The organism is Pseudomonas sp. B21-023, assembly GCF_024749165.1.
Taxonomy (GTDB): domain Bacteria; phylum Pseudomonadota; class Gammaproteobacteria; order Pseudomonadales; family Pseudomonadaceae; genus Aquipseudomonas.
In genome coordinates this window covers 703102-715855 of sequence record NZ_CP087190.1, presented here as the reverse complement: position 1 = coordinate 715855, position 12754 = coordinate 703102, and the positions used below count along the sequence as shown (strand labels likewise).

Below are 12754 nucleotides of genomic sequence, written 5' to 3'. Positions count from 1 at the left end.
TTCAAGCCTTTTCGTTGATCGAAGGCTGCGGGGCGCTCGGCGCCTTGCTGACCACCACCATGGCGGGGCGCAGCAGGCGGCCATTGAGCAGGTAGCCCTTCTGGAACACGTTCAGCACGCTGTTCGGCTCGACATCAGCACTTTCCTGCATGGCCATCGCCTGGTGGTGCTCGGCGTTGAATGGCTGGCCGTGCGGCTCGATGGTCTCGAGGTTGTAGCGCTTGAGGGTGTCCTGGAACATCTTCAGGGTCAGCTCGATGCCTTCGCGCATCGGCTTGATGGTCTCGTCGTCGGCGCTGGACAGCTCCAGACCACGCTCCAGGCTGTCGATGATCGGCAGCAGGTCGCCGGCGAACTTCTCCAGGGCGAACTTGTGGGCCTTCTCGACATCCTGCTCGGCACGGCGGCGGATGTTCTGCAGGTCGGCAGCGGCGCGCAGGGACTGGTCCTTGGCGGCGGCCAGCTGCTCCTCGAGCTCCAGGACACGGGCATCGGCATTCGCGGCGCCTGCTTCTTCGGAATTCAGGTTCTTCTCATCCAGCTGTTCGTCAGCCATTGGGTTTCTCCTCCACGATTTCTGTCGTGCGAGCCAGGCTCGCCATGTCTTGCCGGCTATATGGGGTCGGAAAAACCAGGTTCAAGGGGGAAGGTGCTTTTCCACATTCGTCGACCGGCTATTGGCAGACTCGCGAAAAGCACTGTATAAATATCCAGACAAGACCCTTCGGGAGCCGCCCCATGCTGGTGCACCTGTCCATTCACAACTACGCCATCGTCGAACACCTCGACCTCGAGATCGCCCGCGGCATGTCCGTCATCACCGGCGAGACCGGGGCCGGCAAGTCGATCATGCTCGATGCCCTCGGCCTGGCCCTGGGCGACCGCGCCGACAGCGGCGTGGTGCGCCCGGGCACCGACAAAGCCGACATCCTCGCCACGTTTGACCTGGTCGACATCCCCGAGGCGCACGCCTGGCTCGCCGAGCGCGACCTGGAAAGCGACGGCCCCTGCATCCTGCGCCGGGTGATCACCGCCGAGGGCCGTAGCCGCGGCTACATCAATGGCACCCCTTGTCCGCTGGGAGACCTCAAGGCCCTGGGCGAGCTGCTGATCGATATCCACAGCCAGCACGAACACCAGTCACTGCTGAAAACCGACACCCACCGCCGCCTGGTGGACGAGTACGCCGGCGCCACCGATCTGGCCCGCCAGGTGCAGCTGGCCGCCAAGCGCTGGAACCAGACGCGCCAGGAGCTGGAGCGTCTGAGCAACTCCGGCGACGAGCAGCGGGCGCGCCACCAGTTGCTCAGCTACCAGCTGGAGGAACTCGACAACCTCGGACTGGGCGAAAACGAACTGGAGCAGCTTGAGCAGGAGCACAAGAACCTGACCAACGCCGAGGCACTCTTCGGCATTTGCCGCCAGGTCATCGAACAGTGCAGCGAAAGCGATTCAGGCAACGTGCTGAGTGCCCTGACCATGAGCCTCAACCGCCTCGGCGCGGTAGGCAATGCACCCAAAGCACTGGGCGAGGCGGTCAACCTGATTGCCAGCGCGCAGATCCAGGTGGAGGAGGCCGTCGGCGAACTCAACCGCTTCCTCGACAACTTCGACGCCGACCCGATGCGCCTGCAGACCCTTGAAGAGCGCCTGGACACCATCTACACCCTCGCCCGCAAGCACCGCGTGCATCCCACTGAACTGCCGCACCTGCAACAGCGCCTGATGGAAGAGCTGGAAGGGCTGAACGCCAGCGACGAATCGATCGAGCGACTGGGCGAGGAGCTCGCGGCCTTCGCACAGCATTATAGAGAGAAGGCCATCGAGCTCAGCACCCTGCGCCGGCAGGCGGCCAAACAGCTGGCCACCGCCGTGGAGCAGGAAATCCAACGCCTGGGCATGCCCGGCGGACGCTTCTGCATCGAACTCACCCCCTTCGAAAGCACGGACCTCTCACCCCATGGCCTGGAACAGATCGAACTGCTGGTCAGTGCCAACCCCGGCCAGCCACTCAAGGGCCTGGCCAAAGTGGCCTCGGGCGGCGAACTGTCACGCATCAGCCTGGCGATCCAGGTGATCACCGCACAGACCTCACGCATTCCAACCCTGGTATTCGACGAAGTCGACGTTGGCATCGGCGGCCCGACCGCCGAGATCGTCGGCCAATTGCTTCGCCGCCTCGGCGAGCGCGGCCAGGTGCTGACCGTGACCCACCTGCCACAGGTCGCAGCCCAGGGGCATCACCACCTGTTCGTGCACAAGGTGCGCAACAGCGACACCACGCATACCGCCGTGGCCAGCCTGGGCAAGCGCGAGCGGGTCGAGGAAGTGGCGCGGATGCTGGGCGGCATCGACCTCACCAAAGAGTCGCTGGCCCATGCGCGCAAGATGGTGGTGACCAGCAAGACCTGAGCGGGCCCACCCCACGCACGCTCCCCAGAACGCACAAAGGCGACCCGAAGGTCGCCTTTGTCGTCAATAACGAGATAAATCGTTACTTCTTTTTACGCACATACAGAACCAGATTGTGGTCCACCAGCTCGAAACCGTGCTCGGCAACGATTTCCTTCTGGCGCTTTTCGATCTCGACATCGAAGAACTCGATGACTTCACCGCTGTCCACGTTGACCATGTGGTCGTGGTGGCCGCCGTCAGCCAGCTCGAATACCGCGTGGCCGCCATCGAAGTTATGGCGAACCACCAGACCCGCCGCTTCGAACTGGGTCAGTACGCGATACACGGTCGCCAGACCGACATCCTCGCCAGCCTCCATCAGCGCCTTGTACACATCCTCGGCACTCATGTGACGCTGCTCGGTGGAGTCGAGCATCTGAAGAATCTTTACTCGAGGCAGGGTTACCTTGAGGCCCGCTTTGCGCAATTCGCTATTTTCAACCATGGTCAGCTTTCTCGCCGATGCTGCTTCGCAGCTTCTCTTAATACGGGTATGATCGGGGTTTACGTTGTCCAGCCAAGATAGTGGAAGTCGCCCACCGATGCAAAACACCAAGCTCTTGCTAACCAGCCTCACCCTAGTGGGACTGCTCGCACTCGCCGGTTGCTCGTTTCCCGGGGTTTACAAAATCGACATCCAGCAGGGCAATGTCGTCACGCAGGACATGATAGACCAATTGCGTCCGGGAATGACCCGCCGACAAGTAAGGTTTATCATGGGCAACCCCCTGCTGCAGGACACCTTCCACACCAATCGCTGGGATTATCTCTACAGCCTGCAGCCTGGCGGCGGCCAGCGCCAGCAAGAGCGCATGAGCATCTTCTTCAACGAGAACGATCAACTGGTCAACCTCTCCGGCGACTTCATGCCAGGCGTCAGCCGCGACCAGGAAATCCTCGGTGGCAGCGGTGACACCACGGTCAACCCGGACAAGCAGCCGAGCCAACCCGAGAAGCCAGCCAAGCCAGGCTCGCTGGAAGACTCGCTGCAAAAGGAAATCGACAACGTCGAGACCACCCCGGTACCGACACCAGCACCGCTGGAAACTTCGCCGCAGTAAATGCGCCGATACTAAAAAGCCCGGATCTTGCCCGGGCTTTTTATTGCCTGCATGAATGGCGGGGCTTGCTCACCTGCCAAGCGCGCCCTCAACCATTGAGCTGCTTGGCCCGCTGGCAGAAGGCATCGACCATCGTGTTGGCCGCCTGGTTGAACAGCGGCCCCAATGTGGCCCGCACCAGGGCACCTGCGTAGTCGAACGACAGGTCGAGGCTGATCTTGCAGGCCTTCTCTCCCAACGGCTTGAACACCCACAGCCCGTGCAACTGGGTGAACGGCCCCTCCTCCAGGTTCATCTCGATCGACTGCCCCGGCACCAGCACATTGCGCGTGATGAACTGCTGGCTCATGCCACCCTTGGCCACTTCCAGCCTTGCCCGCATGTGCGCGTCACTGGTCTCGAGCACCGTGGACGCCGAGCACCAGGGCAGGAACTCCGGGTAGCTCGCCACATCGTTGACCAGGTCGTAGAGCGCCTGGGCAGGGTACGGCAGCAGAGCGGAGCGTTGAATATGGGTAGTCATCCAGGCGTCACTTCCAAACTGGGCGGCAGCGCTTGTCAGCGCCTTGAAAACGGCTCTGCGCGGCAGAGCGTGGGTTGCATTGTCCGGGATTCACACAACAGGCTCAAGCGCAGCTAAACCCCGTAGCCGAGGACGCGGCGACTGCCTATAATGCCGCCCCTATGGCTAAACAAAAGAAGCATCCGACCGGGACCATCGCGCAGAACAAGAAAGCGCGACACGATTACTTCATCGAACACAAGTTCGAGGCCGGGCTGGTCCTGTCCGGCTGGGAAGTAAAAAGCCTGCGGGCCGGCAAGGCGCACCTGACCGACAGCTACGTGCTGCTCAAGGATGGCGAAGCCTGGCTGTTCGGCAGCCACATCACCCCGCTGAACACCGCCAGCACCCACGTCATCGCCGACCCCATCCGCACCCGCAAGCTGCTGCTGAACAAGCGCGAGCTCGAGCGCCTGGAAGCGGCCGTGGCGCAGAAGGGCTACACCTGCGTAGCGATGTCGCTGTACTGGAGCAAGCACCTGATCAAGTGCGAGATCGCACTCGGCAAGGGCAAGAAGGAGTTCGACAAGCGCGATACCGTGCGCGAGCGCGACTCCAACCGCGAGCTGCAGCGCACGATGCGCAACAAGGGCAAGGAAGAGTAGGGCTCGGCCTGACCTTTCCCGTGGGAGCGGGCTTGCCCCGCGATAGCGCCAGGCCAGGCAGTACTGCTGCCCCTGCTAGCGCGATCGCGGGGCAAGCCCCCTCCCACGAAGTCCAGAATCAGCGTCCGCTGCGCCGCTCCGCACGCGCCACCCGCTGCGCTTGCTGCTGCGCCTCCTGCAGCACCTCCTGCACATATAGGATGTGCCGGCTGGACACCTCCCGCGCGTCCTCCGCGCGCCCCTCGACAATCGCCAGATACAACTCGCGATGCTGGCTGATCAGCATGTCGCGGGTCTCCGTGCGTTGCTGGTACATGCCGCCAATGTTGGTCACCACATTGCGCTTGAGCAGGTCGAACAACCCGCGAATGGTGTGCAACAGCACGGCATTGTGGCTGGCCTCGGCAATGGCCAGATGGAAGCGCGCATCCGCCGCGCCCTCCTCCGCCCGGTCCACTTCACCGACACGGTTGTAGCAGTCCTGCAAGGCGTCGAACGCAGTCTTCAGCCGCTCGCGATCCGGCTCGGTGGCGCGCTGCGCCGCGTAGTAGGCGCAGGACGCCTCCAGCGTATGACGAAACTCCAGCAGGTCACGCTGCGCCTCGGGACTGGATTCGAGAAGTTTCAGCAAGGGGTCGCTGAAGGTCGAGCCCAATGACTCGGCCACATAGTTGCCGCCGCCCTGGCGACTGACCAGCAAGCCCTTGGCCACCAACTTCTGGATCGCCTCGCGCAGCGACGGGCGCGACACGCCGAACTGCTCGGCCAGGGCGCGCTCAGCCGGCAGGCGCTGACCCGAGGTGAGGGTGCCTTCGAGAATCATCCCTTCCAACCGATCGACGATGTCGTCGGACAGGCGCCGCTGGCGGACCTGATCAAAAACCATCACATGCTCTCCACGAACCCCGGGGATGCGAATCCGGGGGCGCCTATTCTGCGCCTATCCGGCTTGCGCCGACACCCATCAGGCGGCGTTTTTCCCAGCCATTCAGATGCCCGCTCATCGGCATCCGACCAAAGTTTCCCCCAGGACAAATTGACACACCCGCTGCTGCGCTTTTAACCTAGCGACCAGCCATTGTAAATTGGTCTTACCAATTATCCAATGCCAGTGCCTTGACCAACAACAATTAGGGGCCACCCCATATGCAAACCTGGCAACAACTCTATACCCCGCTTGGTAGCCTTGGCCTGTCCGCGCTGGCGGCGGTCATCCCAATCGTGTTCTTCTTCCTTGCCCTCGCCGTGTTCCGCCTCAAGGGCCACGTCGCCGGCAGCATCACCCTGGCGCTGTCGATCCTGGTGGCGATCTTCGCCTTCCAGATGCCTGTCGACATGGCCCTGGCCGCTGCGGGTTACGGCTTCCTCTATGGCCTCTGGCCAATTGCCTGGATCATCGTTGCCGCGGTGTTCCTCTACAAACTCACGGTCAAGAGTGGCCAGTTCGAGGTCATCCGCAGCTCGGTGCTGTCGATCACCGACGACCAGCGCCTGCAGGTGCTGCTGATTGGCTTCTGCTTCGGCGCCTTCCTCGAAGGCGCGGCCGGCTTCGGCGCACCGGTGGCCATCACCGCCGCGCTGCTGGTGGGCCTGGGCTTCAACCCGCTGTATGCCGCCGGCCTGTGCCTGATCGCCAACACCGCCCCGGTGGCCTTTGGCGCCCTGGGCATCCCGATCATCGTGGCCGGGCAGGTAACCGGCATCGACGCCTTCCACATCGGCGCCATGACCGGACGCCAGCTGCCGCTGCTGTCGCTGTTCGTGCCGTTCTGGCTGGTGTTCATGATGGACGGCGTGCGCGGCGTGAAAGAGACCTGGCCTGCCGCCCTGGTGGCCGGCCTGAGCTTCGCCGTCACCCAGTACTTCACCTCCAACTTCATCGGCCCGGAGCTGCCCGACATCACCTCGGCCCTGGCCAGCCTGATCGCCCTGACCCTGTTCCTCAAGGTCTGGCAGCCCAAGCGCGCGTTCGCCGAGGCCAAGGGCAGCGTCGGCGCCGCCGTCGTGCAGTCGAGCGGCAGCCAACCGAGCCCGTACAGCTTTGGCGAGATCTTCAAGGCCTGGTCGCCATTCCTGATCCTCACCGTACTGGTCACCATCTGGACCCTGAAACCGTTCAAGGCAGCCTTCGCCCCGGGCGGCGCGATGTACAACTTCGTGTTCAACTTCGCCATCCCGCACCTCGACCAGCTGGTGGTGAAGACCGCCCCAATCGTCACAGCGCCCATCGCCATGCCGGCGGTGTTCAAGCTCGACCCGATTTCCGCCACCGGCACCGCGATCTTCCTATCGGCACTGATCTCGATGTGGGTGTTGAAGATCAACTTCAAAACTGGTCTGACCACTTTCAAAGAGACCTTCTGGGAACTGCGCTGGCCGATCCTGTCGATCGGCATGGTGCTGGCCTTCGCCTTCGTCACCAACTACTCGGGCATGTCCTCGACCATGGCCCTGGTGCTGGCCGGCACCGGCGCGGCGTTCCCGTTCTTCTCGCCGTTCCTCGGCTGGCTGGGCGTGTTCCTGACCGGCTCGGACACTTCGTCCAATGCCCTGTTCAGCTCGCTGCAGGCCACCACCGCGCACCAGATCGGCGTCAGCGACACTCTGCTGGTGGCGGCCAACACCAGCGGAGGCGTGACCGGCAAGATGATCTCGCCGCAGTCGATCGCCGTGGCCTGCGCGGCCACCGGCCTGGTCGGCAAGGAATCCGACCTGTTCCGCTTCACCGTCAAGCACAGCCTGTTCTTCGCCACCATCGTCGGCCTGATCACTCTGGTCCAGGCCTACTGGCTCACTGGCATGCTGGTTCATCACTAAAGTGACAGGGGCCGGGCGCCTTAACGCGCCCGGCATTCCCCACAAGCAACGCTGCGAGAATCCATGATCATTTCCGCCTCCACCGACTATCGCGCCGCGGCCCAACGCAAGCTGCCTCCCTTCCTGTTCCACTACGCCGACGGCGGCGCCTACGCCGAGCACACCCTGCGCCACAATGTCTCGGACCTTGCCGGCATCGCCTTGCGCCAGCGCGTGCTGAAGAACATGTCCGAACTGAGCTTGCAGACAAAACTGTTCGACGAGACTCTGAGCATGCCTGTGGCCCTGGCCCCGGTCGGCCTCACCGGCATGTACGCCCGTCGTGGCGAGGTGCAGGCGGCACGCGCAGCGGCGGCCCATGGCATTCCGTTCACGATGTCGACGGTATCGGTGTGCCCGATCGAAGAAGTGGCCCCGGCCATCGACCGGCCAATGTGGTTCCAGCTGTATGTCCTGAAAGACCGCGGCTTCATGCGCAACGCCTTGGAGCGTGCGAAAGCGGCCGGCGTGAAGACCTTGGTGTTCACCGTCGACATGCCCGTGCCCGGCGCCCGCTACCGCGACGCCCACTCCGGCATGAGCGGCGCCAACGGCCCGCTGCGCCGTGTGCTGCAAGCCATGACTCACCCGCAATGGGCCTGGGACGTCGGCGTGATGGGCCGCCCCCACGACCTGGGCAATATCTCCGCCTACCGCGGCAACCCCACGGGCCTGGCCGACTACATCGGCTGGCTGGGCAACAACTTCGACCCGTCCATCTCCTGGAAAGACCTGGAGTGGATCCGCGAATTCTGGGACGGCCCGATGATCATCAAGGGCATCCTCGACGCCGATGACGCCCGCGACGCGGTCAAGTTCGGCGCCGACGGCATCGTCGTCTCCAACCACGGCGGCCGCCAGCTCGACGGCGTGTTGTCCAGCGCCCGTGCGCTGCCGGCCATCGCCGACGCGGTGAAGGGCGATATCAAGATCCTCGCCGACTCCGGCATTCGCAGCGGCCTCGATGTGGTGCGCATGATCGCCCTGGGCGCCGACACCGTGCTGATCGGCCGCGCCTTCCTCTATGCCCTGGCGACCCACGGCGAGGCCGGGGTGAAGAACCTGCTGGAGCTGTTCGAGAAAGAGATGCGCGTAGCCATGGTGCTGACCGGCGCCAAGTCCATCGGCGAGATCAGCAAAGACTCGCTGGTCCGCGAACTGGGCGCCTGAGCGCGCCCGCCAACGCCTGATTACCCGGGGCACGCCGCGCACCAGACGCCGCGGCCCCGCGAGGAGACTGCATGAGCCTGCCCGCCGCGTTCCTGCGTGATGCCGAGCGCCTGATCCCCGCCGAGCGCCGCTTCGACGACCCGACTTCGACCCTGGCCTTCGGCACCGACGCCAGCTTCTACCGGCTGATCCCCAAGCTGGTGCTGCGCGTGGAGTCCGAGGACGAAGTGGTCGCGCTGATCCAGCTGGCCCAGCGTGACCGGGTAGCGGTGACTTTCCGCGCTGCCGGCACCAGCCTGTCTGGCCAGGCCATCAGCGACTCGGTGCTGATCGTGCTCGGCGACAACTGGAATGGCCGGGAGATTCGCAACCACGGCGAGCAGATCCGCCTGCAGCCCGGCGTGATCGGCGCCCAGGCCAATGCCTGGCTGGCCCCCTATGGGCGCAAGATCGGCCCGGACCCGGCGTCGATCAACGCCTGCAAGATCGGCGGCATCGTCGCCAACAATGCCAGCGGCATGTGCTGCGGCACCGCGCAGAACACCTACCACACCCTCGCCGGTCTGCGCCTGGTGCTGGCCGATGGCACCCGCCTGGACAGCGAAGACCCGGCCAGCGTCGCCGCATTCGAGCAAAGCCACGCCAGCCTGCTGGACGAACTGGCCCGCCTTGGCCGCGAGACCCGCGCCAACACCACGCTGGCTGAGCGCATCCGGCACAAGTACCGGCTGAAGAACACCACGGGGCTTTCGCTTAACGCACTGGTGGACTACGACCAGCCGCTCGATATTCTGCAACACTTGCTGGTCGGCTCCGAGGGGACCCTGGGTTTCATCAGCGCCGTCACCTACGACACCGTGCCCGACCACCCGCACAAGGCCAGCGCGCTGCTGGTGTTCCCCAGCGTCGAAAGCTGCTGCCGCGCCGTGACCGTGCTCAAGCGCCAGCCCGTCTCCGCCGTGGAGCTGCTCGACCGACGCAGCCTGCGCTCGGTGCAGGAGATGCCGGGCATGCCGGCGTGGGTCAAGGACCTGTCGGCCAACGCCTGCGCCCTGCTGATCGAATGTCGCGCGGCCAGCCAGAGCCTGCTGCACGAGCAACTCGAGCAGGTAATGGCGTCCATCGACGACTACCCGCTGGAGCAGAAGGTCGCGTTCAGCGAAGACCCGGCGGTGTACAACCAGCTATGGAAGATCCGCAAGGACACCTTCCCCGCCGTCGGCGCCGTGCGCCAGACCGGCACCACGGTGATCATCGAGGACGTGACCTTCCCCATCGAGCAACTGGCCGAAGGCGTCAACCGCCTGATCCAGCTGTTCGACAAGCACCGCTACGACGAGGCGATCATTTTCGGCCACGCGCTGGAAGGCAACCTGCACTTCGTCTTCACCCAGGGCTTCAACAGCGCCGAGGAAGTGGCGCGCTACCAGGCCTTCATGGACGACGTGGCGCAGCTGGTGGCAGTGGAATTCGGCGGCTCGCTCAAGGCCGAGCACGGCACCGGGCGCAACATGGCGCCCTTCGTCGAACTGGAATGGGGGCATGACGCCTACCAGCTGATGTGGAAGCTCAAGCGCCTGCTCGACCCCAACGGCATCCTCAACCCCGATGTGGTGCTGAGCGAGGACCCTGACATCCACCTGAAGAACCTCAAGCCGCTGCCGGCCGCCGACGAGATCGTCGACAAGTGCATCGAGTGCGGTTTCTGCGAGCCGGTATGTCCGTCGAAAGGGCTTACCTTGAGCCCGCGCCAGCGCATCGTCATGTGGCGCGACATCCAGGCGAAGAAACGCGCCGGCGTTGATACCCGCGAACTGCTGCGCACCTATCAGTACCAGGGCATCGACACCTGCGCCGCCACCGGCCTGTGCGCCCAGCGCTGCCCGGTGGGCATCAACACTGGCGAGCTGGTGAAGAAGCTGCGCGGGCAGGCGGCCGAGCACGGCAAGGCCGCCGACTGGCTGGCCGAACATTTCCACGCCACCCTGCGCGGTGCCCGCTTCACGCTGGCCGCCGCCAATAGCGCGCGCAAGCTGCTCGGTGCCCCACGCATGAGTCGGCTCAGCGCCCGCCTGAGCAAGGCCAGCAAAGGCCGCCTGCCACAGTGGACACCCGCCATGCCGCAGCCGTTGCGGGCCGTAGAGCTCCGCACTGCAAACCACGACGACCGCCCTCGCGTAGTCTATCTGGCCGCCTGTGTTTCGCGGGTGATGGGCCCGGCCTATGCCGACCGCGAGCAAAGCTCGCTGCTGGACAAGACCCGCGCCCTGCTGGAGAAGGCCGGCTATCAGGTAGTGTTCCCGGACAACGCCGACAGCCTGTGCTGCGGCCAGCCGTTCGCCTCCAAGGGCTACCCCGAACAAGCCGAGCACAAGCGCCAGGAACTGATCAACGCGCTGCTGCACGCCAGCCGTGGCGGCCTCGACCCGATCTACTGCGACACCAGCCCCTGCACCCTGCGCCTGGTGCAGGACCTGGGCGAATCGCGGCTGGATTTGTACGACCCGGTACGCTTCATCCGCACCCACCTGGTCGACAAGCTGGAGTTCACCCCCCAGGACGAGCCCGTGGCGGTACACGTGACCTGCAGCACCCAGCACCTGGGCGAAAGCCAGGCGCTGATCGACCTGGCGCGGCGCTGCAGCAAGCAGGTGGTGATCCCCGAAGGCATTCATTGCTGCGGCTTCGCCGGCGACAAGGGCTTCACCACACCGGAGCTCAACGCCCATTCGCTGCGCACGCTCAAGGACGCGGTGCAGTATTGCAGCGAGGGGATCTCCACCAGCCGCACCTGCGAGATCGGCCTGTCGAGCCACAGTGGCATCGATTATCACGGGCTGGTCTATCTGGTGGACCGGGTGACGCGGGCGCGCAGTCTCTGAGGGCAGGGCTTTCTCGCACCGGCCTCTCGCCGGCAAGCCGGCTCCCACCCCGACCGCGCTAGCCCAAAGCAATGTGTCATCCTGTGGGAGCCGGCTTGCCGGCGAGAGGCCGGTACAGGCAAACAAGCCAGTAGCTCCCACAGGTATGGCGCATGCCGGCATGCGACTTCTGCACAAACCCCACGCACTCAAGTAAACTGGCGGCCTTTTCGCGCAGCCTCGGGCTGCCCCTGTCGATTTACCAAAGGTGCCCGCCATGCCCTGGCTGCAAGTACGCCTGGCCATCAGCCCGGAACAAGCCGAAACCTACGAAGACGCCCTGCTTGAAGTGGGTGCTGTCTCGGTGACCTTCATGGACGCCGAAGACCAGCCGATCTTCGAACCGGACCTCAACACCACCCCGCTGTGGTCGCACACGCACTTGCTGGCGCTGTTCGAGGCCGATGCCGAGCCCGAGCAGGTGTTCGCCCACCTGCGCCTGCTGACCGGCGCCGAGCTCCCCGAGTACCACGCCGAGGTGATCGAGGACCAGGACTGGGAGCGCAGCTGGATGGACAACTTCCAGCCGATGCGTTTCGGCCAGCGCCTGTGGATCGTGCCGAGCTGGCACGAAGCCCCGGAAAAGAACGCGGTCAACCTGCTGCTCGACCCGGGCCTGGCCTTTGGCACGGGTACCCACCCGACCACCGCGCTGTGCCTGGAATGGCTCGACGGCCAGCAGCTGCAAGGCACGCAAGTGCTCGACTTCGGCTGCGGCTCGGGCATCCTGGCCATTGCCGCGCTGCTGCTCGGCGCCCGCCACGCGGTCGGCACCGACATCGACGTGCAGGCTATCGAGGCCTCCCGTGACAACGCCCAGCGCAACGGCATTGCCGACGACACGTTCGACCTGTACCTGCCCGAGCAGATGCCGGCGATGCAGGCCGACGTGCTGGTCGCCAACATCCTGGCCGGCCCGCTGGTAGCGCTGGCGCCGCAGCTGTCCGGCCTGGTGCGCCCCGGCGGCCTGCTGGCGCTGTCGGGCATCCTCGCCGAACAGGGCGAGGAAGTGGCCGCCGCCTATGCCGCCGACTTCGACCTGGACCCGATCGTCGTGCGCGACGGCTGGGTACGTATCAGTGGTCGCCGCCGCTAAGCGCGCCTAGACTCATCTCCTGCACAGCT

The 12754-nt window shown here is 64.7% G+C and carries 11 protein-coding genes; 7 read left to right on the top strand and 4 right to left on the bottom strand.

Annotation, left to right across the window (positions count from 1 at the left end):
* Position 1: 1 nt before the first annotated feature.
* On the bottom strand, positions 2–556 hold the full coding sequence (gene grpE, locus LOY42_RS03280; RefSeq protein WP_050706997.1) for a nucleotide exchange factor GrpE: 555 nt from the start codon (positions 554–556) through the stop codon (positions 2–4).
* Positions 557–738: 182 nt separating this feature from the next.
* Here grpE and recN point away from each other — a divergent pair, with 182 nt between their 5' ends.
* Positions 739–2412, top strand: coding sequence for a DNA repair protein RecN (gene recN, locus LOY42_RS03275; protein WP_258599787.1), 1674 nt, complete (start codon positions 739–741; stop codon positions 2410–2412).
* A gap of 82 nt (positions 2413–2494) precedes the next feature.
* Here recN and fur read toward each other — a convergent pair whose 3' ends face one another.
* On the bottom strand, positions 2495–2899 hold the full coding sequence (gene fur / locus LOY42_RS03270) for a ferric iron uptake transcriptional regulator (RefSeq protein ID WP_110701757.1): 405 nt from the start codon (positions 2897–2899) through the stop codon (positions 2495–2497).
* Between the two features lie 97 nt (positions 2900–2996).
* Here fur and LOY42_RS03265 point away from each other — a divergent pair, with 97 nt between their 5' ends.
* Positions 2997–3515 (top strand): outer membrane protein assembly factor BamE, encoded by a 519-nt coding sequence (locus LOY42_RS03265; RefSeq protein ID WP_046854057.1) that lies wholly within the window; start codon positions 2997–2999, stop codon positions 3513–3515.
* An 88-nt stretch (positions 3516–3603) separates the two neighbouring features.
* Here the strand turns inward: LOY42_RS03265 and LOY42_RS03260 are convergent, their stop codons facing one another.
* Positions 3604–4038: a type II toxin-antitoxin system RatA family toxin gene (locus tag LOY42_RS03260; RefSeq protein WP_139673722.1), complete on the bottom strand. Its 435-nt coding sequence runs from the start codon at positions 4036–4038 to the stop codon at positions 3604–3606.
* Between the two features lie 161 nt (positions 4039–4199).
* Between LOY42_RS03260 and smpB the strand changes: the two genes are divergently transcribed.
* Positions 4200–4682 (top strand): SsrA-binding protein SmpB, encoded by a 483-nt coding sequence (gene smpB, locus LOY42_RS03255; protein WP_023629355.1) that lies wholly within the window; start codon positions 4200–4202, stop codon positions 4680–4682.
* A 118-nt stretch (positions 4683–4800) separates the two neighbouring features.
* On the opposite strand, the gene LOY42_RS03250 is transcribed toward smpB, so the two are convergent.
* On the bottom strand, positions 4801–5568 hold the full coding sequence (locus tag LOY42_RS03250) for an FCD domain-containing protein (RefSeq protein ID WP_102683182.1): 768 nt from the start codon (positions 5566–5568) through the stop codon (positions 4801–4803).
* A gap of 260 nt (positions 5569–5828) precedes the next feature.
* Here LOY42_RS03250 and LOY42_RS03245 point away from each other — a divergent pair, with 260 nt between their 5' ends.
* The 4 genes from LOY42_RS03245 to prmA all read left to right on the top strand — a co-directional run bounded on the left by LOY42_RS03245 (position 5829) and on the right by prmA (position 12725).
* Positions 5829–7499 carry a lactate permease LctP family transporter gene (locus LOY42_RS03245; RefSeq protein ID WP_198754602.1) on the top strand — a complete coding sequence of 557 codons (1671 nt, stop codon included), beginning with the start codon at positions 5829–5831 and terminating at the stop codon, positions 7497–7499.
* Positions 7500–7562: 63 nt separating this feature from the next.
* On the top strand, positions 7563–8708 hold the full coding sequence (gene lldD / locus LOY42_RS03240) for an FMN-dependent L-lactate dehydrogenase LldD (protein WP_102683180.1): 1146 nt from the start codon (positions 7563–7565) through the stop codon (positions 8706–8708).
* A gap of 71 nt (positions 8709–8779) precedes the next feature.
* On the top strand, positions 8780–11590 hold the full coding sequence (locus tag LOY42_RS03235; RefSeq protein WP_258599785.1) for an FAD-binding and (Fe-S)-binding domain-containing protein: 2811 nt from the start codon (positions 8780–8782) through the stop codon (positions 11588–11590).
* 256 nt (positions 11591–11846) lie between these two features.
* A complete protein-coding gene (gene prmA / locus LOY42_RS03230) occupies positions 11847–12725 on the top strand; it encodes a 50S ribosomal protein L11 methyltransferase (RefSeq protein WP_198754599.1) in 879 nt (292 codons plus the stop codon).
* Positions 12726–12754: the final 29 nt, after the last annotated feature.

Coding starts and splice junctions, on each gene's coding strand:
- prmA (WP_198754599.1), top strand. CDS start 11,847: ATGCCCTGGCTGCAAGTACGCCTGGCCATCAGCCCGGAACAAGCCGAA.
- fur (WP_110701757.1), bottom strand. CDS start 2,899: ATGGTTGAAAATAGCGAATTGCGCAAAGCGGGCCTCAAGGTAACCCTG.
- lldD (WP_102683180.1), top strand. CDS start 7,563: ATGATCATTTCCGCCTCCACCGACTATCGCGCCGCGGCCCAACGCAAG.
- LOY42_RS03260 (WP_139673722.1), bottom strand. CDS start 4,038: ATGACTACCCATATTCAACGCTCCGCTCTGCTGCCGTACCCTGCCCAG.
- LOY42_RS03250 (WP_102683182.1), bottom strand. CDS start 5,568: ATGGTTTTTGATCAGGTCCGCCAGCGGCGCCTGTCCGACGACATCGTC.
- recN (WP_258599787.1), top strand. CDS start 739: ATGCTGGTGCACCTGTCCATTCACAACTACGCCATCGTCGAACACCTC.
- smpB (WP_023629355.1), top strand. CDS start 4,200: ATGGCTAAACAAAAGAAGCATCCGACCGGGACCATCGCGCAGAACAAG.
- grpE (WP_050706997.1), bottom strand. CDS start 556: ATGGCTGACGAACAGCTGGATGAGAAGAACCTGAATTCCGAAGAAGCA.
- LOY42_RS03245 (WP_198754602.1), top strand. CDS start 5,829: ATGCAAACCTGGCAACAACTCTATACCCCGCTTGGTAGCCTTGGCCTG.
- LOY42_RS03265 (WP_046854057.1), top strand. CDS start 2,997: ATGCAAAACACCAAGCTCTTGCTAACCAGCCTCACCCTAGTGGGACTG.
- LOY42_RS03235 (WP_258599785.1), top strand. CDS start 8,780: ATGAGCCTGCCCGCCGCGTTCCTGCGTGATGCCGAGCGCCTGATCCCC.